Origin of the sequence: Marinobacter sp., from assembly GCF_048269445.1 — a bacterium.
GTDB lineage: Bacteria > Pseudomonadota > Gammaproteobacteria > Pseudomonadales > Oleiphilaceae > Marinobacter.
On sequence record NZ_JBLXIQ010000001.1, the window covers coordinates 658440 to 684838 of the forward strand.

At 56.8% G+C, this 26399-nt stretch carries 19 protein-coding genes and 1 pseudogene; 14 read left to right on the forward strand and 6 right to left on the reverse strand.

Annotation, left to right across the window (positions count from 1 at the left end; genetic code table 11):
- The first annotated feature begins 59 nt into the window (after nucleotides 1-59).
- The 3 genes from ACN0XM_RS03020 (at nucleotide 60) to ACN0XM_RS03030 (ending at nucleotide 4067) form a co-directional block, all read left to right on the forward strand.
- Nucleotides 60-1790 carry an ABC transporter transmembrane domain-containing protein gene (locus ACN0XM_RS03020; protein ID WP_417565510.1) on the forward strand — a complete coding sequence of 577 codons (1731 nt, stop codon included), beginning with the start codon at nucleotides 60-62 and terminating at the stop codon, nucleotides 1788-1790.
- 89 nt (nucleotides 1791-1879) lie between these two features.
- Nucleotides 1880-3157, forward strand: coding sequence for a 4-aminobutyrate--2-oxoglutarate transaminase (gabT, locus tag ACN0XM_RS03025; RefSeq protein WP_417565436.1), 1278 nt, complete (start codon nucleotides 1880-1882; stop codon nucleotides 3155-3157).
- 151 nt (nucleotides 3158-3308) lie between these two features.
- The gene (locus ACN0XM_RS03030; protein WP_417565437.1) at nucleotides 3309-4067 is read left to right on the forward strand and encodes a VC0807 family protein; all 759 of its coding nucleotides are present in this window, start codon (nucleotides 3309-3311) and stop codon (nucleotides 4065-4067) included.
- A gap of 93 nt (nucleotides 4068-4160) precedes the next feature.
- Here the strand turns inward: ACN0XM_RS03030 and gyrB are convergent, their stop codons facing one another.
- The 5 genes from gyrB to dnaA all read right to left on the reverse strand — a co-directional run bounded on the left by gyrB (nucleotide 4161) and on the right by dnaA (nucleotide 11781).
- Entirely contained in the window at nucleotides 4161-6575 is a 2415-nt protein-coding gene (gene gyrB / locus ACN0XM_RS03035; protein ID WP_417565438.1) for a DNA topoisomerase (ATP-hydrolyzing) subunit B, read from the reverse strand.
- Between the two features lie 54 nt (nucleotides 6576-6629).
- A complete protein-coding gene (recF, locus tag ACN0XM_RS03040) occupies nucleotides 6630-7757 on the reverse strand; it encodes a DNA replication/repair protein RecF (RefSeq protein WP_417565439.1) in 1128 nt (375 codons plus the stop codon).
- A gap of 125 nt (nucleotides 7758-7882) precedes the next feature.
- The gene (locus ACN0XM_RS03045; protein WP_417565440.1) at nucleotides 7883-9154 is read right to left on the reverse strand and encodes an ABC1 kinase family protein; all 1272 of its coding nucleotides are present in this window, start codon (nucleotides 9152-9154) and stop codon (nucleotides 7883-7885) included.
- 13 nt (nucleotides 9155-9167) lie between these two features.
- Nucleotides 9168-10271, reverse strand: coding sequence for a DNA polymerase III subunit beta (dnaN, locus tag ACN0XM_RS03050; RefSeq protein WP_417565441.1), 1104 nt, complete (start codon nucleotides 10269-10271; stop codon nucleotides 9168-9170).
- A 55-nt stretch (nucleotides 10272-10326) separates the two neighbouring features.
- On the reverse strand, nucleotides 10327-11781 hold the full coding sequence (gene dnaA, locus ACN0XM_RS03055) for a chromosomal replication initiator protein DnaA (RefSeq protein ID WP_417565511.1): 1455 nt from the start codon (nucleotides 11779-11781) through the stop codon (nucleotides 10327-10329).
- A 678-nt stretch (nucleotides 11782-12459) separates the two neighbouring features.
- On the opposite strand from dnaA, the gene rpmH reads away from it, so the two are divergent.
- The 7 genes and pseudogenes from rpmH to ACN0XM_RS03090 all read left to right on the forward strand — a co-directional run.
- Nucleotides 12460-12594 (forward strand): 50S ribosomal protein L34, encoded by a 135-nt coding sequence (gene rpmH, locus ACN0XM_RS03060; protein ID WP_008172542.1) that lies wholly within the window; start codon nucleotides 12460-12462, stop codon nucleotides 12592-12594.
- 15 nt (nucleotides 12595-12609) lie between these two features.
- Nucleotides 12610-13017 (forward strand): ribonuclease P protein component, encoded by a 408-nt coding sequence (gene rnpA / locus ACN0XM_RS03065; RefSeq protein ID WP_417565442.1) that lies wholly within the window; start codon nucleotides 12610-12612, stop codon nucleotides 13015-13017.
- Nucleotides 13017-13310 carry a membrane protein insertion efficiency factor YidD gene (gene yidD, locus ACN0XM_RS03070; RefSeq protein ID WP_417565443.1) on the forward strand — a complete coding sequence of 98 codons (294 nt, stop codon included), beginning with the start codon at nucleotides 13017-13019 and terminating at the stop codon, nucleotides 13308-13310. The genes rnpA and yidD overlap by 1 nt, the downstream gene beginning before the upstream one ends.
- Nucleotides 13311-13314: 4 nt before the next feature.
- The gene (yidC, locus tag ACN0XM_RS03075; RefSeq protein WP_417565444.1) at nucleotides 13315-15039 is read left to right on the forward strand and encodes a membrane protein insertase YidC; all 1725 of its coding nucleotides are present in this window, start codon (nucleotides 13315-13317) and stop codon (nucleotides 15037-15039) included.
- Between the two features lie 75 nt (nucleotides 15040-15114).
- Nucleotides 15115-16485 carry a tRNA uridine-5-carboxymethylaminomethyl(34) synthesis GTPase MnmE gene (mnmE, locus tag ACN0XM_RS03080; protein WP_417565445.1) on the forward strand — a complete coding sequence of 457 codons (1371 nt, stop codon included), beginning with the start codon at nucleotides 15115-15117 and terminating at the stop codon, nucleotides 16483-16485.
- A 127-nt stretch (nucleotides 16486-16612) separates the two neighbouring features.
- A complete protein-coding gene (locus ACN0XM_RS03085; RefSeq protein ID WP_417565446.1) occupies nucleotides 16613-17224 on the forward strand; it encodes a 2-hydroxychromene-2-carboxylate isomerase in 612 nt (203 codons plus the stop codon).
- Nucleotides 17224-17829: pseudogene (locus tag ACN0XM_RS03090) on the forward strand (glutathione S-transferase N-terminal domain-containing protein); the annotation flags it as partial. The gene ACN0XM_RS03085 and the pseudogene ACN0XM_RS03090, both read left to right, overlap by 1 nt.
- A gap of 172 nt (nucleotides 17830-18001) precedes the next feature.
- Here the strand turns inward: ACN0XM_RS03090 and ACN0XM_RS03095 are convergent.
- Entirely contained in the window at nucleotides 18002-19822 is a 1821-nt protein-coding gene (locus ACN0XM_RS03095; protein WP_417565447.1) for an acyl-CoA dehydrogenase C-terminal domain-containing protein, read from the reverse strand.
- 299 nt (nucleotides 19823-20121) lie between these two features.
- On the opposite strand from ACN0XM_RS03095, the gene ACN0XM_RS03100 reads away from it, so the two are divergent.
- The 4 genes from ACN0XM_RS03100 to ACN0XM_RS03115 all read left to right on the forward strand — a co-directional run bounded on the left by ACN0XM_RS03100 (nucleotide 20122) and on the right by ACN0XM_RS03115 (nucleotide 26307).
- Nucleotides 20122-20628, forward strand: coding sequence for a DUF3833 domain-containing protein (locus ACN0XM_RS03100; protein WP_417565512.1), 507 nt, complete (start codon nucleotides 20122-20124; stop codon nucleotides 20626-20628).
- Nucleotides 20629-20673: 45 nt separating this feature from the next.
- Nucleotides 20674-21768: an efflux RND transporter periplasmic adaptor subunit gene (locus tag ACN0XM_RS03105; protein WP_417565448.1), complete on the forward strand. Its 1095-nt coding sequence runs from the start codon at nucleotides 20674-20676 to the stop codon at nucleotides 21766-21768.
- A gap of 3 nt (nucleotides 21769-21771) precedes the next feature.
- Nucleotides 21772-24918, forward strand: coding sequence for an efflux RND transporter permease subunit (locus ACN0XM_RS03110; RefSeq protein ID WP_417565449.1), 3147 nt, complete (start codon nucleotides 21772-21774; stop codon nucleotides 24916-24918).
- A 90-nt stretch (nucleotides 24919-25008) separates the two neighbouring features.
- Nucleotides 25009-26307, forward strand: a complete 1299-nt coding sequence (locus ACN0XM_RS03115; protein ID WP_417565450.1) for an MFS transporter — start codon at nucleotides 25009-25011, stop codon at nucleotides 26305-26307.
- Nucleotides 26308-26399: the final 92 nt, after the last annotated feature.

Genomic DNA, 26399 nt, shown 5'->3' on the forward strand with positions numbered 1-26399 from the left:
AGAGTCTACAGCACCGCGTATCCAGGAGGCATACCATTAACATCCGTCACCGCAAAGCCCTGAAACTGGTTGTTGGATTCATCAGCCCCTACCGCCGCGCCGTCGCCGGTGCTCTGGTGGCGCTGATTTTCACGGCCGGCATTACTCTGGGTCTTGGCCAGGGATTACGGATTCTGGTGGATCAGGGATTAGCCACGGAATCTCCCGAGAATCTGGCGAAGGCCATTGGCCTGTTTTTTGTGTTGGTACTTGGGCTGGCGTTCGGGTCGTTCGCCCGGTTCTACCTGGTGTCCTGGATCGGGGAGCGGGTGGTGGCGGATATCCGCAAAAAGGTCTTCAACCACCTGATTGACCTGCATCCCGGCTTCTTTGAACAGAACCGGGCGCTGGAGATCCAGTCCCGGTTTACCGCCGATACCACGGTGCTTCAGTCGGTGATTGGCTCCACCGTGTCCATTGCCCTGCGAAACGCGCTGATGCTGATAGGGGGCTTACTGCTGTTGTTTATCACCAACGCCAAGCTGGCCAGCATTATCCTGCTGGGTTTTCCCCTGGTGATCGCGCCGATCCTGTTTTTCGGCCGGCGGGTACGACAACTGTCTCGGCTGAGCCAGGACCGAGTGGCCGATGTCGGCAGTTACGTGGGTGAAAATCTGACCCAGATTAAGACCGTCCAGGCGTTCAATCACCAGCCCCATGACCGCCGGTTTTTCGCCGAGGTGTCAGAGAAGGCCTTCGACATAGCCCGGGCCCGGATCCGGCAACGAGCCTGGCTGACCACGCTGGCCATTTCGCTGGTGATGGGGGCCGTCGGCATTGTGATCTGGATTGGCGGGCTGGATGTTATACACGGTCGAATCAGTCCGGGTGAACTGGCGGCCTTTGTGTTCTACAGTTTGCTGGTGGGGGTCGCCGCGGGCGCCATCAGTGAGGTGATTGGTGAGCTTCAGAGAGCCGCGGGCTCGGCGGCGCGGCTGTTCGAGTTGCTGCAAACCGAGCCGGAATTTGTTCGGGAGAGTCCGGGCCAATCCCTTCCGGAGCCCATCAGAGGGGAGATCCGCATTGAGCATCTGGGCTTCAGCTACCCGGGGCGTTCGGAGCAGCCTGCGCTCACTGACTTTTCGCTGGCGGTGACAGCCGGGGAAACCCTGGCACTGGTGGGCCCGTCTGGCGCGGGCAAATCCACCCTGTTCGATCTGTTGCTGCATTTTTACCAGCCCGACCAGGGCCGGATCCTGATTGACGGGATGGATACCGGTGAGCTGTCTCTGGACTCCTTGCGCCGGTGTTTTGCCCTGGTGCCCCAGAACCCGGCACTGTTTCATGGCACGGTGGCGGACAACATCCGCTATGCCCGTCCGGATGCGAGCCAGGCCGATGTTGAACAGGCCGCGCGGATTGCCCACGCCCATGACTTTATCCAGAGCCTGCCGAAAGGGTACGAGACCGCTCTGGGGGATGCCGGCCTCGGGTTATCAGGCGGGCAGAAGCAGCGGCTTGCCATCGCCCGGGCCTTGCTGGCAGACGCCCCGATTCTGCTGCTGGACGAAGCCACCAGCGCGCTGGATGCAGAAAGCGAAAATCTCATTCAACAGGCCATGCCGGCACTCACAACCGGGCGCACCACGCTGGTGATTGCCCATCGACTGGCCACGGTCAGAGACGCTGATCGTATCGCCGTTCTCGATCAGGGCCGCCTGCTGGCCGTGGGTACCCATGACGAATTAATGAGCCATAATAGTCTCTATCAGCGGCTGGCAAAACTGCAGTTCCGGGAGAACGCCGCCTGAGAGCGACAATAGTCGGTTTGTTTCCTGCCACGGTACTACTTACACTGGTAGGTGAAACTTTTTAACCTGAACCCAGGGAGAATGGCAAAGTGAGCAATAAAGAATTGCAGGCACTCAAAGAACGCTACGTTGCAGCGGGCGCGGCAAGTCCCAATGAACAGTTTGCCGACCACGCAACCAATGCGGAGCTGTGGGATGCAGACGGCAAACGCATGATCGATTTTGCCGGCGGCATCGGTGTACTCAACATCGGCCATCGCCACCCGAAAGTGGTTGAAGCGGTCAAGGCGCAGCTGGACAAGCTGATGCACACCTGCCAGACGGTCATGCCCTATGAGGGCTATGTAAAACTGGCACAGAAGCTCAGCGAAGTGGCACCGGTCAAGGGCCACGCCAAGGTCATGCTGGCCAACTCCGGTGCGGAAGCCCTGGAGAACGCAATGAAGATCGCGCGGGCCGCGACTGGCAAAACCAACGTGATCTGCTTTGATGGCGGTTATCACGGCCGGACTTTTTACACCATGGCCATGAACGGCAAGGCGGCGCCCTACCAGACGGATTTCGGTCCAATGCCAGGTACGGTTTTCCGCGCGCCATACCCCGTGCCGTATCACGGCGTCAGCGAAGACGAAGCACTTCGTGGTCTTAAGATGACCATGAAAGCGGACTCGCCGGCCAACATTACCGCGGCCATCGTGATCGAGCCGGTCCTGGGTGAGGGCGGTTTTTACGCAGCTCCAGCCAGTTTCCTGAAGGAAATTCGCAAGATCTGCGATGAAAACAACATCCTGATGATTGTCGACGAAGTTCAGAGCGGCTTTGGCCGGACCGGCAAGATGTTTGCCATTGAGCACAGTGGTATTGAGCCGGACCTGATAACCATGGCCAAGAGTATGGCCGATGGCATGCCCATTTCCGCGATCGTGGGCACCGACAAGCACATGGATGCCTCTGGCCCGAACTCTCTGGGCGGCACCTACACCGGCAGCCCGACCGCCTGCGCGGCGGCTCTGGCGGTTTTCGATGTGTTCAAGGAGGAGGATATCCTTGGCAAGGCCCAGGCGCTCGGCGAGAAGCTGAACAAACGCTTCAGCCAGTGGCAGGAGAAGTTTGAGCATGTGGATAACGTCCGCAACCTCGGCCCCATGGCGGCGTTTGAGCTGGTAGAAAGCAAATCCAGCCACACGCCCAAGCCGGAACTGGCCGCAGCCGTTACCAAGAAGGCAAAAGAAAAGGGCCTGATTCTGCTGAGCTGCGGTATGTACGGCAACACCTTGCGGTTCCTGATGCCGGTGACCATCGAAGACGATGTGCTGGAAGAAGGGCTCGCGATTGTGGAAGAGAGCCTGAAGGAAGTTGGGGCGTAAAACCCTTCAAACTTTCTGTGAAGATCCAAGCCGGGCTCAAGGGCCCGGCTTTTTTGTGCGCCTACGCAAGCCTTCGGATTCGTCGTATACTGCGGTGAGTTCTCCGGCAGTGCCGTTCGGTCTGCCGCTGTTTCACCAACCAGGCTAAACCATGACCTCTGCGAATTCCTCCAACGTTCCGGACCACAAGCCAAGGCCCTGGGTCGATCTGCTGGTCAGTATCATCATTCCTTCGGTAATCCTGATGAAATTCAGTGGCGATGAGCACCTGGGCAGCGTCAATGCCTTGCTGATCGGACTCGCCTTTCCCCTGGGCTGGGGGCTGTTCGAGCTGGTTAGGTACCACAAGAAGAACTTTATTGCGGTACTGGGTCTGATCAGTGTCGGCCTTACCGGAGGCATCGGACTACTGGAGCTGGATGCCGGCTGGCTGGCGATCAAGGAAGCAGCGATTCCTGCCATCATCGGGCTGGCCGTGCTGGTGTCGACACGAACGAAGTACCCGCTGGTGCGGACCCTGCTGTATAACCCGAACGTGCTGGATGTTGGCAAGATTCAGCGCTCCCTGGAAGAGCACAATTGTGTTGCCGAGTTTGAGGAACGGTTACTGAAAGCCAGCTACTTTTTCGCCGGCACCTTTCTGTTTTCGTCGATCATGAATTATGTGCTCGCCAAGTGGATCGTAGTCAGCCCTTCGGGCACCCAGGCGTTCAACGAAGAACTTGGACAAATGACCCTGGTCAGCTATCCCATGATTGCCATTCCCTCCATGGTGATGATGATGCTCATTTTTTACTATCTGTGGCGCACCATCCGTCGACTGACCGGGTTTACCCTGGAAGAGGTGATGGCTCCGCATCTTGCTGAAAAAGAAAAGGAAAAGTCCGCCGACTCGACGTCAGGGAAGTAGAAAACGCGGATAACCGGGAAGCTCGGGACGAAAAAAAACGGCGAAGGTCTGATCACCTTCGCCGTTTTTTGTAGCCTTCAGAACCCTGACGAATCAGATGTCCAGGTTGGTTACTTCCAGCGCGTTGGTCTGGATAAAGTTGCGCCGCGGTTCCACATCATCACCCATCAGGGTGGTAAAGATCTGGTCGGCCGCAAAGGCATCTTCTATGGTCACTTTCATCATGCGACGGGTTTCCGGATCCATGGTGGTTTCCCACAGCTGGTCCGGGTTCATTTCGCCGAGGCCCTTGTAGCGCTGAAGGCTCAGGCCACGCTGGGCTTCCTTCATCAACCAGTCCAGAGCGCCTTCGAAGGAAAGTACCGGCTGCTTGCGCTCACCACGCTGGATATAGGCGCCTTCTTCAATCAGGCCATCCAGGGTTTCGCCCATGCGGGCAATAGCGCCGTAGGACGACGACTCAAAAAACTCATGGCTGAAGACGTGCTCATGGGGAATCCCGTGAACGTGAATGGTGACCTTGGGCAGGTACAGATCCCGCTCGGCATCTTTGGTGACCGAGAAGGTGTATTTGGTACCGGTACGGGTATCGAGATCCAGGCCGTCGCCCAGGCGTGCGACCCAGCGGGCCACCGTTTCCTCATCCTTCAGATGCTCTGCCTTGAGCGTGATGTTCTGAAGCATCTGTTCCAGCACCTTGGCGGGATACGCCCGGCGAAGTCGATTGATCATGGCCATCACGGCCTGGTAATCCTTCACCATGGTTTCCAGCGCGGACTCCTTGATCGCCGGCGCTTCAGGGTTTACGTACAGCTGCGCGCCTTCCAGAGCCGTCTGGGTGAGGTAGGCCTCTTTCGCTTTCTCATCCTTCAGGTACTGTTCCTGCTTGCCGCGCTTTACCTTGTACAGGGGCGGCATGGCAATAAAGACATGGCCACGTTCGATGATTTCGCGCATCTGGCGGAACAGGAAAGTCAGCAGCAAGGTACGGATGTGAGAGCCGTCGACATCCGCATCGGTCATGATGATGATGGAGTGATAACGGAGCTTATCGGGATTGAACTCTTCCCGACCGATTCCGCAGCCCAGGGCAGTAATCAGCGTACCCACTTCCGCAGAAGACAGCATCTTGTCGAAACGGGCTTTCTCTACGTTCAGAATCTTGCCCTTCAGTGGCAGGATCGCCTGGGTTTTGCGGTCCCGGCCCTGTTTGGCGCTGCCGCCGGCCGAGTCACCCTCCACAATGTACAGTTCTGAAAGCGCCGGATCTTTCTCCTGACAATCCGCCAGTTTTCCAGGCAGGCCAGCAATGTCCAGGGCGCCCTTGCGACGGGTCATATCCCGCGCCTTGCGCGCCGCCTCACGGGCCCTGGCCGCTTCAATCATCTTGTTGACGATTAGTCGGGCCTCGTTCGGCTGTTCCTGAAGGTAGGCCGCGAAGCTCTGATACAGCTCCTGCTCCACCGCCGTTTTCACTTCTGACGACACCAACTTGTCTTTGGTCTGGGAAGAAAACTTCGGATCTGGCACCTTGACGCTGACAATCGCGGTCAGGCCTTCCCGGGCATCATCACCAGACGTAGCGACCTTGGCTTTCTTACCCAGGCCTTCGTGCTCGATATAATTGTTAAGAGAGCGGGTCAGGGCGGCACGGAAACCGGCCAGATGAGTACCACCATCCCGCTGGGGGATGTTGTTGGTAAAACAGTAGAGGTTTTCCTGAAACGCATCGTTCCACTGCATCGCCACTTCCACGGAAATTCCGTCTTCACGCTCACGATTAAAATGGAACACCCGGTTAATCGGGGTTTTATTGGTGTTCAGATGCTCCACAAAGGCTCGCAGACCCCCTTCGTACTCAAACACCTCTTCTCTGCCGCTGCGCTCGTCCGTGAGACGAATGCGCACGCCACTGTTCAGGAACGCAAGTTCCCGCAGGCGCTTGGCCAGAATATCGTAGTGGAATTCGATGTGGGTAAAGGTTTCCGGTGACGGAATGAAGTGAACCTTGGTACCGGATGCTTCGGTTTCACCAACAGGGCCGAGCGGCGCGTCGGGGACACCGTGAGTATAGGTTTGCTCGTAGACCTTGCCATCACGCCGGATTGTCAGTGTCAGGGAAGAGGAGAGGGCATTCACAACCGATACCCCGACCCCGTGCAGACCACCGGAGACCTTGTAGGAATTATCATCGAATTTACCACCGGCGTGCAGAACCGTCATGATAACTTCGGCGGCGGAGACGCCTTCTCCTTCGTGCAGGTCCACCGGGATACCACGACCGTTATCCTTTACTGTCACCGATTCGTCGGGATGAATGATCACGCCGATCTCGGAGCAGTGGCCCGCAAGCGCTTCATCGATGGAGTTATCCACCAATTCAAAAACCATGTGGTGAAGGCCGGTACCATCATCGGTATCACCGATGTACATGCCGGGCCGTTTTCGCACCGCATCGAGTCCCTTCAAGACTTTGATACTGGAGGAATTGTAGTTCGATTCGCTCATTCGGTAACTCCTGAAGCGTGATAGGCCGGGGCATCGTAGCGTTCCGCACCGGTCTTATTCTTCCGTCAATGTGCCATGTTCCACGTGGAACATTCTGTATTCTGGTGCCTTCCCGTCTGGCCAAAGCTGCCCAACCACAGGCCGCTCGATCGACGTAATAAACACCTGACAACGTAGTGCCTGTAACCTGCTGGCCAACATGGCCCTGTGCCCTTCATCCAGCTCGGCATTAATGTCATCAAGCAAAAAGGTCACCTGTTTGCCCATGGCGCTCAACACCATGCCTTGGGCAATCTTCATTAAAATCACCAGGGTTTTCTGCTGACCCCGGCTAAAGGTTTCTGAGACGGGTCGCCCCTGAAACTTCAGCCGGATATCTGCGCGGTTGGGCCCATAAAGGGTGTGCCCCATTTTACGCTCCTGCTCCCGATGGCTTATCAACACATCCACCAAGGCTTGAGTGGTATCCCACCCGGCGTAGAACTCGAGCTTTAGTCCTTCGGTCCACTGCACTTCAACTTCACTGACCAGCGCCTCGAATGCCGCCTTGAAGCGGACAAACGTATTTACCCGGGCTTCATTGACCCGGTCACTCAAGGCAGCGTACTGGCGGTCCCAGACCCGCAATAAGGATTCGTCTAGTCTACCATTTCTGAGCGTTTGATTCCGCTGTGATGTCACTCTCTGGCATTGCTGCCACACCGACGCAAAGGAAGGTTCCACGTGGAACACTGCCCAATCGAGGAACTGCCGTCGTTTTCCCGGGCCACCGGCAATAACATCGAAAACCCCCGGGTCGATCACTGAGACCGGTAAGTGCATGGCCAGCGAGGAAAGACTCCGGACACCTTCACCATCCACCCGCAAAGCCGTTTCTTTCTGAACCACATCCCGGGAGATCCCCAACCGGTGCACCAGGCCGCTACCACCTTGTGACACATCGTCCGTCAGCCCGTGATCGAGGCCGCCAAACACTGTCAATCGCTGTTCACCGTGGCGCACAACCGCCTGGTGCCGGTTTACCCGAAACGACCGCCCCAGACCCAGATAGCCAATGGCCTCCAGAACACTGGTTTTGCCACTGCCGTTCTCTCCGTACAGGAGATTAAAGGAAGGGGAAAAGCTCACAGGCGCCGGGGACAGATTTCGGAAGTTTTCAGTCTGGAATTTAACTAGCGCCATAGACAAGAGAACTCAAAGCGGAAAGGAAGGAGCCGAAAATTCATCCGCACAACGAAAAAGGCAGCGTTACCGGATCCAGTAACGCTGCCTTAGTGTACAAAAGCCGGTGCCTGAAGGCGACCGCGTCAATGAAGCATGTTCAGTCGCTCATCCATGAAAACATCCATTTCCGGCGCCAGGATGTGAACATAGCGATCAAAATACAGAAACTGCTTCAGTAACAAGGCAAATTCCCGGGGGAAGTGAAGTCCGTGACTTTCCCCGATCTTCACCATATCCATCAGGATATGATTCACATCGTCTTCGGCCTTATCGGCCTCGTACGGAACCTCATCCGGTACCATCTTGTCCATCTGTTGATAGAGCCTTCGAAGATCGGCCGCGAGATCGTCCGACTGGACAGCCTGACGGGTGATTCCAATGCGGATCATGGCATCCGCCATGCCCTCGAAATTTCCCACCATCACCGCAGAAATAAAATCACTGACCGCCTGCCAGGTATCCGGTTTTATCCTGCCAACGATTCCGAAATCGATAAACCCGACTCGCCCGTCTTTCAGCACCATCAGGTTTCCGGCATGCACGTCGGCGTGGAAAAACTCACACTGAGTCAGGCTCGCAAACCAGGTATTCATTGCAGTGATCAGTGTCCGCTCCGGATCCCGGGCATAGCCCCGGATACTTTCAAGATCCGTCAATGGCACCCCATGAAAACGCTCCATGGTCAGAATTCGACGGGTACTGCAATTTTCAAACACCCGGGGGACTGCCGCATCTTCGTTATGGGTGTCGTGAAGGAATTCCCGGAACACCTTCAGGTTATTGGCTTCCTTGATGAAGTCACACTCCTCCATCATGGTGCGTTGAATTTCTTCGACAATGCCAGACATGGACGTCCAGGACAGTTTCGGCGCCAGCGTTTCAAGAATCCGAGCAGATAAATACAGAAAATTCAGATCCGTCAGCAGAATGTTCTCAACACCTGGCTTCTGCACCTTGATGACCACGTCTTCGCCAGTCACCAGTCTGGCGGCATGTACCTGCGCAATGGAGGCGGACGCCAGGGCGACAGGATCAATGTCCGCATAGACTTCCTCCAGAGGACGCCCGAGTTCGTCCGCAATGATCTTCCTGATCACACCAAAGGGCAGATTAGGGGTCTTATCCAGGCAGTTCTGGAATTCCTCCACATACTCTTTGGGGAAGAACGTTGGCGAACTGGCGATAAACTGCCCGAGTTTTATATAGGTCGCACCCAGCGATTCAAATGTCTGCCTCAGCAGCCTGGGTGTCGGAGGCCGATCTCCCCGGACCCAATTGATCCCTGTGCGCCCGAGTACCGACACAGTTTGCCCAATCCGGAAAGCTCCTTTGATTCCATTCGTTACGGCACTCATCAATCTCATTCTCCTAAAGCCTCATGGGCATAACCACGTAAAGGCAACGGCTATCGTTCTGCGCTTCGATCAACGCACTGCTGTTAGGATTGGACAGGGTCATCTTCACCTGGTCCTCATCCAGAGCGTTCATCACATCCACCAGATAGCCTACGTTAAAACCGATCTGCAGGGATTCGCCCTGATATTCCACAGGCAGCGCGTCCTCGGCCTGCTCCTGATCCGGATTGTTGGCGAATACCTGGAGTTCGTTCGGAGCCAGATTCAGCCGCACACCCCTAATATTCTCGTGAGACAGAATCCCCGCCCGTTGAAGTGTGTTCTTGAGCGTTGCGCGATCTGCCAGTACCACTTTGTCACCGCCGCGAGGGATTACCCGGTTATAGTCCGGGAATTTGCCCTCAATCAGCTTTGAGGTAAAGGTATAGGTGCCAACGGTCGCACGCAGGTGATTATCGCCAATCACCAGGGTGACCGGCGTTTCTACATCTTCAAGCAACCGGGCCAGCTCCAGCACGCCCTTTCGGGGCACAATCACCTGGCGAAGTTCCGGGCAATTGGTCGGCAATTCCAGGTGAGCCATAGCCAACCGGTGACCGTCGGTGGCCACCGTCCGCACATGATCCTTGTCCACTTCCAGTAACAACCCGTTCAGATAGTAACGAACGTCCTGCTGAGCCATGGCAAAGGCTGTAGCATCCAGCATCCTACCCAACTCTTTTTGCGGCAGTTCCAGCCGGAAACTCTCCGCCTCGTCTTCGACATTGGGAAAGTGCTCGGCCGGTAACGTCGAGAGAGTGAAATGGCTTGCCCCACACCGAAGATGCAATCGGTCACCTTCCAGTGACAGCTCCATCGGTGCCTCATCGCCCAAGGCCCGGCAAATGTCGGACAACTTGCGGGCCGGAACGGTAATACGGCCAGGCTGATCCACATGCACCGGCGTTACCCGGGCAACCAGCTCCACCTCCATGTTGGTCCCGGTCAGGGTCAGGGTATTGTCCTCCGCCACCAGCAGTACATTGGACAGCACGGGCATGGTCTGTTTCTTTTCCACTACGCCCGCAATGCTTTGCAGCGGGATGAGCAGGGATTCACGGCTGATCGTCAGTTTCATGGCACTCAGCTTTCTTTATGTTGGAAGGGTGAATGTGGTTCGCCAACGCCCGGCATCAGGTTGTCAGCAGTCTCATAAAATTCTGATAATCCTCGCGGATGCCCGGATCAGTCTCCTGCAACTCCACGATTTTCTTGCATGCATGCAACACAGTGGTGTGATCGCGTCCGCCAAAGGCATCACCAATTTCCGGGAGGCTGTGATTGGTCAGCTCCTTGGACAGCGACATGGCAACCTGCCTGGGCCGGGTCACCACACGAGTCCGCCGTTTCGACAGCAGATCCGCCACCTTGATCTTGTAATATTCCGCTACGGTGCGCTGAATATTGTCGATACTCACCTGTTTCTCATGAAGTGCCAGCAGGTCTTTCAGACTTTCACGGATAAATGGGGGCGTGATTTCTGAGCCCGTGAAGTGAGCATTCGCTATCACCAGGCGAAGCGCTCCTTCTAACTCTCGAACATTCGAGCGGATTTTCTGGGCAATAAAAAACGCCGCTTCGCTGCTTAGCTTGACGTTCGCCTGCTCCGCCTTCTTCATCAATATGGCGACCCGGGTTTCAAGCTCCGGGGGCTCGACCATGACCGTCAATCCCCAACCAAACCGGGACTTGAGGCGTTCTTCCATGTCGACAATTTCCTTCGGGAAACGATCACAGGTCACAATGACCTGCTGGCCGCCCTCCAGCAACGCATTGAAGGTATGGAAAAATTCTTCCTGGGAGCGCTCCTTGCGGGCAAAAAATTGTATGTCGTCAATGAGCAGCGCATCCACCGACCGATAATAGCGCTTAAATTCATTAATGGCATTGAGCTGTAACGCCTTGACCATGTCGGCCACAAAGCGCTCGGATCGCAGGTATGCAACTTTGGCCTTGGGATTGCGCCGGACAATGTCGTTCCCGATGGCATGCATGAGGTGGGTTTTACCCAAACCTACCCCACCGTAAAGAAAAAGCGGATTGTAGGCGCCACCCGGATTTTCGGCCACCTGCATGGACGCAGCCCGCGCCAACTGGTTGGACTTACCCTCCACAAAGGTTTCAAACGTGAAGCCTTCATTGAGAAAACTCTGGTGCTTGATGTCGCCTTCAATCTGAACCGGCCGACGCTCATTATGACTTTTGGGTCGCACAGACCTTCCGGCAGACGTTGACCCAGGCACCATCGCGGCAACGCCTCTTTCCTCCTCCGTGATCCGACTCCCTGTTTCCTCCAGCACCTCGCCATTCACCCGGGCAGGCATATCCGAGCGCTTGACCGGATCACTTTCCCGGGGTGCCGATCCCACCTTCATGTTGACCCGTGGCGCCTGGCCACCGTTCAGATCCTTCAAAACTTCTTCAATCCGTCGAAGATATTTTTCGTTGACCCAATCCATAACGAAACGGTTGGGCGCAAACAACATCAGCTGCCCGTCCCGGTGATCGGATTGCAGGGGCCTGAGCCAAGTATTGAACTGTTGTGCGGGGAACTCGTCCCGGAGTACTTCAAGACATTGATGCCACATACTGTTTGGCACGACCGCCTGCTCCCGATAACCCTGAAATGTCGCCGAACGGATAAGAGTCATCCTGTCCAGAGAGATGACCCCGGATTCTAACCCGCCGAGCCTCCCAGTGAAAGTGCTAAACCCACTTCATGAACAGCCTGTGGAAATTTAATTCTATATATTTCAAAACACTACAAACTTACCTACAACCTTGTGTACAGAAAATTCCGCTTAAAAATTTATGCACAGCCCTGTGTGTACAACCGTGGTTGAACCCTGTTAGGAAGTAGAGGACACAACAGGGGATAACTCGATCCGATGGGGCCATACCGTGTTACCCACATTTCGCCCCTTCGTCGTCCACAGGCCTCAGGGCGCTTTGTCAATACCCTTGTCAACCGGACAGGATATTGTTTTTTAGAACCTATTTATGCTTATCCACAGAAAACAGCGTCCCTAATAACAGTAATAATTAATCCTTAAAGAAATTCTAAAAAGACTTACTGAATTTATTACCTGACGGACTTTTCCGGTTTTCGGACATCGGCATAACCCTCTGCGTAAAACTCCTCACAACACCCTGGGAATAAACATTGAATTCCCACGTCTATTTGCATAGAATGCCGCTCCTGTTTCGGCTGTACAATTTCCAGCCAGTTACTGAATTTCCAACTTACGAATTGTGAGATCATCACCATGAAAAGAACGTTTCAACCAAGCGTCCTGAAGCGTAAGCGCGTACACGGTTTCCGTGCCCGTATGGCAACTGCCAACGGCCGCAAGGTTATTTCCCGTCGTCGTGCCAAAGGCCGCGCACGTCTGTCCGCGTAAGCTCTGTTTCGCCGAATGAAGGCTTTGGGTTTCCCGAAATCAAATCGCCTCCTGCGACCAGCTGATTACGGTAAAGTCTTCGATGACGTGCAGCTGAAGGTTCCGCACAGGAATTTTCTGATCCTGGCAACACCGAATAATCTCGGTCACGCCAGGATCGGTTTGATTTTCTCTAAAAAAAATCTGAAGCTCTCGGTGCAGAGAAACCGGATCAAGCGCCAGGTCAGGGAAAGTTTCCGACATCAGACGGACCTCCCCGGGCTTGACGTTGTGGTACTGGGCAGACAGGGCCTCGTTTCCCTGGATAACCCGACCGTTCGCGCATCCATGGACGACCTCTGGCGACGACTCAGAAAAAAGTACACACAATCCCAGCCATTCCAGGCAGCACCATCGGAGACTGCCGGTCGAGGAACGGGTTAATGCGCAAACTTTTGCTCCTGCCCATCCGCTTCTACCAGTATGCCATCAGTCCCATGATGGCCAGCCACTGCCGTCACCACCCCACCTGCTCCCAATACGCCGTTGAAGCCATTACTCATCATGGCGCCCTGAAAGGGTTATTTCTCGCGATCCGGCGTCTGTTAAGGTGTCATCCCTGGGCGCAAGGCGGGTATGATCCGGTGCCGGGCACAGAACAATCCGTGGGCCTGGAATCCGGAACATCCTGCATACACGCTGATCATTCCCATACAACAACCCAGACCAGACAGTAACTCTATGGATATTCAACGCATCGTATTATTTGCCGGCCTGGCTATTGTCAGTTATCTGATGGTGCTTGCCTGGAATGAGGATTATCACCAGCAACCGGAGACCGCCCAGGTTGCTCAATCGGCTCCGTCACAGACCAACGCCAGCTCAGGCAATTCAGAAAATATGGTGCTGCCGGAAGACAGTACTGGCTTATCCGTACCCAAGCAGGGCACTGAAGAGTTCGCCACACCGGAAACCGGAGAAGCCGTTGTCAGCCAGGCCGACTCTGGTACCACCCTTACCAATCAGTTCGTTACCGTTCGGACGGATGTTTACGAACTGACCATCGATCGTGTCAGCGGCAATCTTGTTCGCACACAGCTTCTGGATTTCGATAAGTCACTGAACAGCAAAGAACCTCTGACACTGCTCAATAACACACAAAACCGGCTCTATGTTCTTGAGAGCGGGTTGATTGGCCGTGACGGCCCGGATAGCCGTAAAAACGGGACCGCCCCGGTTTACCAAACTGATGCATCAAGCTATGAACTTGCCGAAGGTGATAATCAGCTTACCGTTGACCTGAGCTTCACAACCGACAAGGGCGTCCGGATCATCAAGCGCTATCAGTTTGAACGGAACAGTTACGAAATCGGTGTGAAATACCTGATTGAAAACCAGTCGAATGAAGCCTGGCAGGCTAACTTCACCGGAAAAATAGTTCGTGACCAGTCTCCGGACCCGACCTCCTCAGCCAGCATGGGCATCAAGGCCTTCCTGGGCCTGGTTATCAGTTCGCCGGACGACCCCTACCAGAAATTCCAATTTGACGATCTTCAGGAAAACCAAGTGAACCGGTCCGTCACCAACGGCTGGCTGGCTTTCCTGCAGCACTACTTCATTTCTGCGTGGGTTCCCGAACGTGATCAAGCCGCCCAGTTCCAGACAACCCGTCGCGGGCCCAATTATGTAATGGGCTTTGTCTACCCTGCGACTACTGTGGAGCCTGGACAGACCACGGAAATCGGTGCCCGCGCCTACGTTGGGCCTAAAGTAATTGATCGTCTGGAAAATATGGCGCCCAATCTGGATCGCACCGTTGATTTCGGCTGGCTGTTCTTTATTTCCCTGCCACTGTTCATCATTCTGGACTGGTTCCACAGCATGGTTGGAAACTGGGGCGTTTCCATTATCCTGCTGACCGTTCTGGTGAAAGCAGTGTTCTTTCACCTGTCCGCGACCAGCTACAAATCCATGGCCAAAATGCGTGCTGCAGCGCCACAGCTGACCCGCCTAAAAGAGCTCTATGGCGATGACCGCCAGCGCATGTCCCAGGAAATGATGGCGTTGTACAAGCGGGAAAAGATCAACCCGCTGGGTGGCTGCTTGCCCATCCTGGTTCAGATGCCGGTGTTTATCTCCCTGTATTGGGTTCTGTTCGAAAGTGTGCAGTTGCGTCATGCCCCATTCATGCTTTGGATCAATGACTTGTCCCAAATGGATCCATATTTCATCCTGCCGATCCTGATGGGTGCAAGTATGTTCCTGCAGATGCACCTGAACCCGACACCGCCGGATCCGATGCAGGCCAAGATCATGAAGATGATGCCGCTGGTGTTTACCGTGTTCTTCCTGTGGTTCCCGGCAGGTCTGGTACTGTACTGGCTGACAAACAACATCCTGTCCATCAGTCAGCAGTGGTACATTACTCGCAAGATTGAAGCAGAAACGGCAGCCAAGAAGCACTGACCTGTGTAATTGATCAGACCCAAACAGAGGCTCCTTCACGGAGCCTCTGTTGTTTCGGCCCGAGGAACAACTAACATGAGCTACAGTTCTGACACCATTGCCGCCATTGCCACGGCACCCGGCCAGGCCGGTGTTGGCATTGTCCGGGTATCCGGCCCCAAAGCTTCTGAGATTGCCGGACAAATGTTGGGTTTCCGCCCGAGACCCCGCTTTGCCCACTACGGTCCCTTCCTGGACAGCAAAGGTGACCTGATTGATGAAGGCATAGGACTGTTTTTCCCCAATCCGAAGTCCTTTACCGGCGAGGACGTGTTCGAGCTACAGGGTCACGGCGGCACGGTGATCCTGGATCTTCTGCTCCGTGAGGTTTGCCACCGCGGCGCGAGACTGGCGCGCCCGGGTGAATTTTCTGAACGGGCGTTCCTCAACGATAAGCTGGATCTGGCCCAGGCCGAAGCGATTGCCGATCTGATCGAAAGCAGTTCGGAACAGGCAGCCCGCTGTGCCGTGCGGTCCATGCAGGGGGTGTTTTCCCGACAGGTTGATGATCTGGTGGACGCGGTGACCCATCTGCGAATCTATGTAGAGGCAGCCATTGATTTTCCGGAAGAAGAAATCGATTTCCTGGCCGATGGCAAGGTGGCCGGGGACCTGACGGCTTTGCTTGAGCGACTCGAGCGAATTCTTGCCGACGCCCAGCAGGGGACGATTTTGCGGGACGGCATGAAAGTGGTCATTGCCGGGCGGCCAAACGCGGGCAAGTCCAGTCTGCTCAATGCCCTGGCCGGCCGAGAGGCGGCGATTGTGACTGCCATTGAAGGCACCACCCGGGATGTTCTTCGGGAACATATCCAAATTGATGGCATGCCGCTACACATCATAGACACCGCGGGCCTGAGGGAAAGTGGCGACGAGGTTGAACAGATCGGTATCGCCCGGGCCTGGGACGAGATCCGCCAGGCGGACCGAATTCTGCTGATGGTCGATGCCACGACAACTGATAAAACCGAGCCCCATGAGATCTGGCCGGATTTCATTGACCAATTGCCTGCCAATGCACCGGTAACGGTTATCCGGAACAAGGTGGATCTTTCCGGTGAAGCGATTGGTATCAGCGCGGAACCGCATCAGAACGCACCGGTGATCCGTTTGGCAGCAAAATCCGCCGAAGGGCTGGAGGTTCTACGGGACCATCTGAAGCAGTGCATGGGCTTTGCCAGCACCACCGAAGGCGGTTTCCTGGCCCGCCGACGGCACCTGGACGCCCTGGAACGGGCCCTGGCCTCGCTGGTGCAGGGTCAGGGCCAGCTCGAGGGCTTCGGGGCCGGTGAATTGCTGGCCGAAGACTTACGCGCTGCCCAAGATGCCCTGGGCGAGATTACCGGGCATCTGACACCCGATGAATTGTTGGGCAAGATTTTCAGCAGTTTCTGTATCGGAAAGTAACCACAACGTCGCATCCGATGCTGGTTACCGAAAACTCGTGCTGAACTTTTTATTGAGCGATCATTCAATAACCGCTAGAGTACTGGACAGGTAAAAACCAAACGCAATTGTCCAGGAGCTGAAAGCGATGAGTCCCAGAATTGATTATTACTTCACCAGCATTTCACCTTTCACCTACCTTGGGCATCAGGCATTCCTTGAAACAGCCAGGCAGGCGGAGGCTGACGTCAACTTCAAGCCAGTAAAACTGGCAAAGGTGTTTGCCAACTCCGGCGCGAAACCCTTACCTGAACGCCCGGCATGCCGGCAGGAGTACCGCCTGCTCGAGATCAAACGATGGGCAAAGAAACGCGGTTTGGCCGTCAACCTCAAACCTGCGCATTTTCCGACAGACCCCGGCTTGGCAGATCGTTGTGTCATTGCACTGCAGCAGGCCGGCCACAATCCTCGCGAGTTTGTGCAGCGGGTGCTGGCAGCCTGTTGGGCCGAGGAGATGGACATTGCGGATGAAGCGGTGATTCGTGACATCCTGAACGCTCTTGAGCTGGACGCCGACGGGTTGATCCAGGCAGCCCGGTCAACGAATATTACGGACCAATACGACCGTAACAGCGAGGATGCTGTCCGTCAGGGGGTTCTTGGTGTTCCTGCCTATGTCTTGAATGGCGAGCAGTTCTGGGGTCAGGACCGGGTTGAGTTGTTGGCTGAGACTCTGGAATCAACGACCGGAGCTGAATGATGATCGATCTCTATTACTGGCCGACGCCCAATGGCCACAAGATCACCATTTTTCTCGAGGAGACCGGCCTGGATTACAGGATCTATCCAGTGGATATAAGCGCAGGAGACCAGTTCAAGCCGGAGTTTCTTGCCTTCTCACCCAACAATCGCATGCCGGCGATCATCGACCATAATCCAGGCGATGGTGATGGACCGATAACAGTGTTCGAGTCTGGCGCTATCCTCCTCTACCTGGCGGAAAAAATCGGTCGACTCCTCCCTGTGGATTTGCGCGGAAGAAAAACGGTAGTGGAATGGCTGATGTGGCAGATGGGGGGGCTGGGGCCGATGGCGGGGCAGAACCATCACTTCGTGCAGTACGCACCTGAACAGATTCCCTACGCGATCAATCGTTACGTCAATGAAACCAACCGTCTGTATGGTGTAGTCGACACCCGTCTGAGAGGTAGGGATTGGGTTGCCGGAGATTACTCCATTGCAGATATTGCCATCTATCCCTGGATCGTGGCTCATGAGCGGCAACAGCAAACGCTGTCCGACTTTCCCTACCTTGAGCGTTGGTTCCGCACGATGCAAAAACGTCCGGCGGTGATTGCTGCCTATGAAAAAGGCGCACCTTGGTCTGATCGCCCGGCGGTCACTGATGAAGGAAAAAAACTGCTGTTTGGCCAAACAGCAACTGGCGTACCATGGCAAGAATCTTCGGGGCCCGGCCGGCCTTTTCAGGGGCAAAAAAATCCCGGGCCAAGCCCGGGAAACAAGGATTCTGGAGAAGTTATCCGGTAAAGGCCAGATTCTCTGCATCCAGTTGCATCAGGTTTTTGCTGGGGCTCAGCATAATGGCAGCGTGACTCTGGGCACGGGGCAACAACCGCTTGAAATAGAACTCGGTGGTGGCCAGCTTGGCCTGATAGAAGGCAGTCGATTCCTCCCCGCCATTATCGAGTTTATCCACAGCCACGGCAGCCTGGCGCACCCAGATATAGGCCATGGTGACGTAACCACTGTACATCAGGAAATCGTAGGCCGCTGAGCCCACTGTATCCCGGTCTTTGCGGGCCGCCAGCATGATGCGCATGGTCAGCAGGTTCCACTGGCCGGTCAGTTTAAGAATTTCCAGAGCATAGGGCCGAAGTCGTTTGTCGGTCAGGTGCTTGCGGGCAAAGTTGGCAATTTTAAAGGTGAAATCCCGCACGGCGCCGCCCCGGGTCATGAGCAAGACTTTGCGGCCAAGCAGGTCCAGTGCCTGGATGCCGGTAGTGCCTTCGTACAGGGTGGCAATTCGGGTATCCCGGACAATCTGCTCCATGCCATGTTCACGGATATAGCCGTGGCCGCCGAACACCTGCACTCCCAGGTTGGCCGCTTCGTAACCGAGTTCGGTTAGAAAGCCCTTGAGAATTGGGGTCAGGAAACCGAGTTTGTCGTCGTACTTCTCCGTCTTTTTGTCATCCCCTTCGGTAAAGCCTTCTACCATGTGATCCGCCAGGCGGGCGGCGTAGTAGAGCATGGCCCGGCCGCCCTCGGCGATCGCCTTCTGGGTCAGCAGCATCCGGCGAACATCGGCATGGTGGATCAGGCTGTCGGCCACCTGGTCCGGTTCCTTCTTGCCCGAGAGTGCGCGCATGGAACGGCGCTCCCTGGCGTAGGCCAGGGCCCACTGATAGGACAGTTCTGCGGGTCCAACGCCCTGAATGGCGGTGCCAATGCGGGCGGTGTTCATGAAGGTGAACATGCAGTTCAGGCCTTCGTTCTCCGGCCCGATCAGAAAGCCGGTCGCGCCGTCGAAGTTCAGTGCACAGGTCGCCGACGCCTTGATGCCCATTTTCTTCTCCAGGCTGCCACAGACCACAGCGTTGCGTTCACCCACGCCGCCCTGGCTGTCGGGCAGGAACTTGGGAACGATGAACAGGCTGATTCCGCGGGTGCCTTTCGGTGCGTCCGGCAGGCGGGCCAATACGATGTGCACGATGTTCTCAGTCAGATCATGATCGCCGGACGAGATAAAGATCTTGGTCCCGGTGAGCCAGTAACTGCCGTCGGCCTGGGGTTCAGCCCGGGTTTTCACCTGCCCCAGATCGGTACCGCACTGGGGCTCGGTCAGGCACATGGTGCCGCCCCAGCGCCCCTCGGTCAGTGGTGGCAGGTAGGTTTGCTGCTGGTAGTCGGAGCCATGCAGGAAAATGGTGTTCATGGCGCCCAGGGACAGACCGGGATACATGGAAAATGGCCAGTTGGCAGTACCCATCATTTCCTGTTTCAGCAGACCCATGGAGGCGGGCAGGCCCTGCCCTCCAAACTCCTCGGGGGCCGAAAGCCCCTGCCAGCCGCCTGAGACGTATTGCTGGTAGGCCTCCCGATAGCCTGCAGGTGTGGTTACCTCGCCATTCTCAAGCTTGCAGCCTTCCTCATCCCCAGACAGGTAAAGCGGGCCCAGCACCTCCTCGCAGAATTTCCCACACTCCGTGAGTATCGCCTCCACGATATCCGGCGTGGCGTTTTCGCCACTGGCCAGGGTGGCGTAATGTCCCGGGTAGTCGAACACCTCATTTAGCAGAAACTTCATGTCGCGCAGGGGCGCCTTGTAAACTGGCATAACGGTTTCCTCTGAGTCTGTCGCGGAATCGCTTGGGGCGAACACTGCCCTCTTGCCTGCTGTTTTACGCCATTCCCGAAGCACTGCCATTGACGAAAAGCGCTGATGGCACTGTCAGAACGGACAATTGGCCGAAATGACGAAGCCAGCCCCAACAGTGTTGTCGAATGATCGCTATAGGCCGGGCTGGCGTATTCTTCATCGCCAATGCCTTGTTAAAAACCCACAGTAAGAGTGTAAAAGTCATGCAAAGCCTGTTAACCGGGATATCGAAACGCTTACCGGCTCCTATACTCTGGATGGTGTTCTCTGCACTGTTGTTGAGTGGTTGTGCCAGTCCATCGCTGGAGGATTACGCCGACAGGACCCCGAAACTGGTCCCGAAGCAGTTCTTTAGCGGCGAACTTTCCGCCCGTGGCGTGGTCAAGAATTTCTCGGGAGAGGTCATCCGCACCTTCGACGCCGACATCAGCGCTTCCTGGGATGACAAAGGCGTCGGGACTCTGGATGAAACGTTCCGTTTTAATGACGGTGAGGTTCAGACCCGTGTCTGGACTCTGACGCCTTCGGATCTAGGGTATCGTGCCAAAGCCGGCGATGTGGTGGAGCCGGGCACAATGCGCTGGAGCGGTAACGCTATTCACATGAATTATGTGCTCCGTGTGCCCTACGGTGACGATACTCTGGATGTACGGATGGATGACTGGATGTACCTGATTACCCCAGACACCCTGATCAACGAGACCACCATGAGCAAATGGGGAATCGATGTGGGTGAGGTGGTACTGGTGATCCAGAAAAAATAGCCTGAATAACCGATAAACCGAGACAGACAAGAGCTTGGAAATAGTATGTTGAAACAGTGGTTGATTGCGCTGGTGCTGGTGGCCGTGGCCGTTGGTGGCGCCGTTGTGTTTCAGAATCTGGATAGCGAAACAGCGGCCCAGGATGGCAGGGAGCGCCCGGCCAGTGTGGTCAACACGGTTGTTCCTGAACGTGACACCGTTCGCGATGTGGTGAAGGCGGTGGGCAGCCTCAAGGCGCTCAATGCCGTGGAGCTGACCACCGAGGTGAGCGGCCGGGTCATCGAGCTGAATCTGGAAACCGGCCGGCGCGTTGATAAGGGCCAGCTGTTGCTGCGCCTGGACGATCGTCAGGCCCGGGCCGACCTGGAAGTCATCGAAGCACAGTTGGCGGATGCCCGCCGGCAGTATGAGCGCGCCCGGCAACTGCGCTCGAACAACAGCATTTCGCAATCCCAGGTGGAAGAACTGCGCACCGTCGTGGATGTGGCTGAGGCGCAACGGCAGTCAGCACGGGTGCGGCTGGAAAACCACCGCATCGAAGCACCATTTACCGGCGTGGTGGGGCTCAGCGACATCAGTATTGGTGCCTTTCTGACCTCAGGCACCAGTGTCACCACTCTCGACAGCACCGATAAAATGGAACTGAATTTTGCCATTCCCGAGCGCTTTCTGGGCCAGGTGGCGTTGAAACAGCCGGTTAGTGGCCAGTCCCCTGCCTTTCCGGATCAGACGTTCAGCGGCAAACTGGCGGAATTGGGTACCCGAATCAACGAACTGAGCCGCACTCTGCCGGTGCGGGCACTGATTGACAACCCGGAGGGCCGGCTGCGACCAGGCCAGTTCATGTCCGCCACCCTGACCCTGCGGGAGCGCGATGCACTGGTGATTCCCGAGCAGGCGGTGATGATCCGTGGCGATGAAAAGTATGTGTTTGTGGCGGAGGACGGTATTGCCCGTCGGATGTCCGTCACTTTGGGCTCCCGGATGCCGGGCCGGGTCGAGGTGGTTGAAGGTCTGACCATGGATGATCAGATCATTGTTACCGGCCAGGACCGGCTCAGCAGTGGTGACCGGATTGACGTGAAGAAAGGGGAAAATGTCATTCCTGATAACCGCTTCGCCAAGTCCATGGAGTCCTGATCGGTGATTCTGTCCGATATCTCCATCAAGCGCCCGGTCTTTGCCACCGTTCTCAGCCTGCTGATTGTGGTATTTGGCCTCGCGGCCCTGCTGGGCCTGCCAGTGCGGGAATACCCGGATATCGACCCGCCCGTGGTGTCTATTTCCACCGATTACACCGGCGCGGCCGCGGAAGTCGTGGATACCCAGATTACCCAGGTGATTGAAGGCGCTATCAGCGGCATCGAGGGTATCCGCTCCATCGAATCCTCAACCGAGCAGGGCGAGTCCCGTACCAGTATCGAGTTTTCAACCTCCCGGGATGTGGATATTGCCGCCAACGACGTTCGCGACGCCGTTTCCCGGGTTGCCAACGAGTTGCCCGATGAAGCTGATCCGCCGGTGGTGAGCAAGGCCGATTCCGACGCCCGACCGATGATGTGGGTCACCCTGCGCAGCGATGTCTGGGACAGTGCCGAACTCAGCGACTTTGCCGAACGGGTACTGGCGGACCGGCTGTCGGTGCTCGACGGCGTGGCGGATGTCCGTATTGGTGGGGAACGTCGCTACGCCATTCGGGTCTGGCTCGATCGAGAGCGTCTGGCCGCCCGGGATATTACCGTTGCTGAAGTCGAGCGGGCGCTGCGGGCCAACAACGTAGAGCTGCCGGCCGGCTCGGTGGATTCCTCCACCCGCAATTTCACCGTCCGTGCCGAGGGTCGGCTGACCGACGTCGAACAGTTCCGGGATCTGGTGATACGCCGTGATGGCAACGATCTGCTGCGCCTGGGCGAAGTGGCCAACGTGCAAATGGGCGTGGAGTCTGACGTCAGCCGGTTGCGGGCGAACGGCCAGACCGCCATCGGCATGGGCGTGATCCGACAGTCCAAGGCCAACACCGTGGCGGTGTCCGACGCGGTTCGGGCGGAGCTGGTAAAGATCCGGGAAACTCTGCCCCCGGAAGTTGCCATCGCCGAAAGCTACGACGAATCCATCTTCATCCGCGCCTCCATCAAGGAGGTCGTCACCACCCTTGCGATTGCGGTATCCCTGGTCATTCTGGTGATTTTCCTCTTCCTGCGTTCCTGGCGGGCCACCCTGATACCGGCGGTGACCATTCCGGTGGCGGTCATCGGGGCGTTTATCGGTCTGGGATTCCTGGGCTTTTCCATCAACGTGCTTACCCTGCTGGCGGTGATTCTGGCCATCGGCCTTGTAGTGGACGATGCGATCGTCATGCTGGAGAACATCCAGCGCCGTATCGATGAGGGCGAGCCGCCGCTGCTGGCCTCCTACCGGGGTGCGAAGCAGGTGGCGTTCGCGGTCATTGCCACTACCCTCACCCTGGTGGCGGTGTTCGTGCCAATCTCGTTCATGGGCGGCAATGTCGGCCGGCTGTTTGCCGAGTTCGGCTTTACCCTGGCGGCGGCCGTAGTGGTTTCCAGCCTGGTGGCCCTGACCCTGGCGCCGATGCTGTGTTCCAAGTGGCTGAGGCATAGCCCGGAATCCGCCGAGGGCCATCGCCTTTGGGCCGCCAGTGAGAAAGTCCTCAATGGCCTGACCAACGGCTATGAGCGCATGCTGCGTTTTTCCCTCAATCAGCCGGGGCTGCTGCTGGGCTTGGGCATCGTGGGCCTGATTGTCGCCGTAGTGATTTTTCCGCGCCTGCCACAGGAGCTGGCCCCCACTGAGGACCGGGGGGTGATCATCATGCCCACCAGTGCGCCCCGGGGATCGACCGTTGAGTTCACCGACCATTACGTGCGCAAGGCCGAGCAGGCTCTGTTGCCTTACCTGGAGGACGGCTCAGCGAACCGTTTGCTATCCATCGTCGGGTTCCGGGAGGAGGAGGACAACGCGTTCATGATCATGGGGCTGGTGCCCTGGGAAGAGCGGTCGGTGAAGCAGCAGGCGATCACCACCGAGCTGCGGGGCAAACTGAGCCAGATTTCCGGTATCCGCACCGTGGCCATCAACCCGCCCGGCCTGGGCCAGCGCGGCTTCAGCCAGCCGGTGGAGTTTGTGGTGGCAGGCCCCGACTATGAATCGGTGCAGGCCTGGAGCCAGGAAATCGTGGAGCGGGCCAAGCAGAATCCTAACCTGCTTAACCTGGAGACGGATTTTGAACTGACCCGGCCGGAATTGCGGGTGTCCATTGACCGGGAGCGGGCGGCAGACCTCGATATCACCATTGAAGATGTCGGGCTCACGCTGCAGACCATGCTGGCGTCCCGCCAGGTGACCACCTATCTGGACCGGGGCCGGGAATACGATGTCATTGTCCAGGCTGCGGACGCAGACCGGGCAACGCCGTCGGACCTGGGCCAGATCTTCCTGCGCCCCCGGGAGGGCGGTACTCTCATACCCCTGCAGTCACTGGTATCGGTGGAGGAAATCGGCGCCAACCCGGACCTTCGCCGCATCGACCGCCTGCCGGCAGTCGTGATCAGTGCCTCCCTGACCGAGGGTTACGATCTGGGCTCGGCCCTGACCTACCTGAACAACCTGGCGGTGGACAACCTGCCGCCGGAGGCACGAGTGAGTTACAAGGGGCTGTCCCGGGAATTCCAGGAGTCCTCGGCCGCGATCTACGTCACCTTTGGCCTGGCGTTCGTGATTGTCTTCCTGGTGCTGGCGGCCCAGTTCGAGAGCTGGATTCATCCGTTGATCATCATGCTGTCGGTGCCGCTGGCAGTCACTGGTGCCCTGCTGGCGCTCTGGTGGTCCGGCATCAGCCTGAACATCTACAGCCAGATAGGGATCATTATGTTGCTCGGGTTGATGGCCAAGAACGGCATATTGATCGTGGAGTTCGCCAACCAGCTCCGGGACAAGGGCTATGAGGTAAAGGAGGCCATTCTGGAGGGCGCCTGCCTGCGTTTCCGGCCGGTACTGATGACCACGATTTCCACGGTGTTCGGGGCGGTTCCTCTGGTCATAGCCACCGGTGCCGGGGCCGAAAGCCGGGCGGCCATCGGCATGGTGATTCTGGGCGGGTTGATCTTTGCGACCACCCTGACGCTGTTTATCATCCCGGTGCTGTATAATCTGCTGGCACGATTTGCCAAGTCCTCCAATGCTGTGGAAAAGGAGTTGGAACGCCAGGCGACAGGCCAGGCCGGTGGTCCGGGACTGGCGGCTGCGCCCCAGAAGCGTGCTGACGAGTTCTGAGGCGCTGACAGTCCGGAAAAACCCTTTATACTGCGAAGGCCCTGGTCAGTCAGAGACCGGCCGGGGCCGAATGCACCAAAGGGGAGCTCCATGGGTACACACAGTCAGTTCCGTTTGCTCGGTCAGCGCCGGTTTCTGCCGTTCTACCTGACCCAGTTCTCCGGCGCCTTCAACGACAATCTGTTCAAGAATGCCCTGTTGCTGCTGATTACGTACAGCGCTGGCGGTCTAATGGGGTTGTCGGTGGATGTTGTGGTCAATATGGCAGCCTTCCTGTTCATTCTGCCATTCTTCCTGTTCTCGGGCATCGCCGGCCAGATGGCGGACCGCTACGAAAAGGCGCGGATCATCCGGAATGTGAAACTGGCGGAAATCGTCATCATGTCGGTTGCGGCCCTGGGACTCTGGCTTGGCTGGTACGAGCTTTTGCTGGTGCTGCTGTTCCTGATGGGTACTCAGTCCACGTTTTTCGGCCCGGTGAAGTACGCCATTCTGCCCCAGGTACTGGCGGACGATGAGCTGGTGGGTGGCAATGGCCTGGTGGGCATGGGCACGTTTGTGGCGATCCTTCTGGGCACAATCGCTGCGGGTCTGCTGATGGGGTTTGAGACGGCCGCCCGGCTGACGGCGATTGCCGTGGTGGTAATGGCGGTGCTCGGGTATCTGGCGGCGCGTCAGGTTCCGGCAACCGAGCCCGACGGTTCCGGCATCACGGTTCGCTTTCGGCCGGTGCTGGAAACCTGGAATCTGATGGCCCTGGCGGCGGAGCGGCGTCCGGTGCTGCTGGCGGTTCTGGCGATTTCCTGGTTCTGGTTTCTCGGCGCCGCCTACCTGACCCAGTTTCCCAACTTTGCCCGCGTCAGTCTGCTTGGCGATGAGACCGTTGTTACCCTGTTGCTGGCCATGTTCACCATCGGGATTTCGATTGGCTCAATGATGTGCGAGCGACTTACCAAACACCGGATTACCCTGATGCCTGTGCCCTGGGGTGCCCTCGGCTTGAGTCTGTTGGGGATTGACCTGTACTTCGCGGTACCGGACGACCCGATTGCCTCTACCTGGTGGACCCTGCTGACTGACCCGGTATACCTGAGAGTTCTGCTGGACCTGGTTGGCATCGGGGTATGCGGCGGTCTGTTCATCGTGCCGCTGTATGCCTTCATCCAGCACGAAACCCCACGAACCAAACGTGCTCGGATCATTGCCGCGCTAAATGTGATCAATGCCCTGTTCATGGTGGTGAGTTCCCTTTGCGGCATGGTTGTCCTTGGCCTGCTTGAAGTGAGCATTCCTGGCTTTTTCCTGCTGTTGTCATTGTTGAACGGGGTGGTTCTGGTGGTGGTCTGGCGGTTGCGACGCAAAACTGCGGCTTATTCTGTGGATAATTAGTTGGACAACCTAAGGACAGACTCTGGATTACTTATAGTTAAATCATATAAAACAAATGGTTAAGGTGTTATTTGAGGTGTTTAACAAGTAGG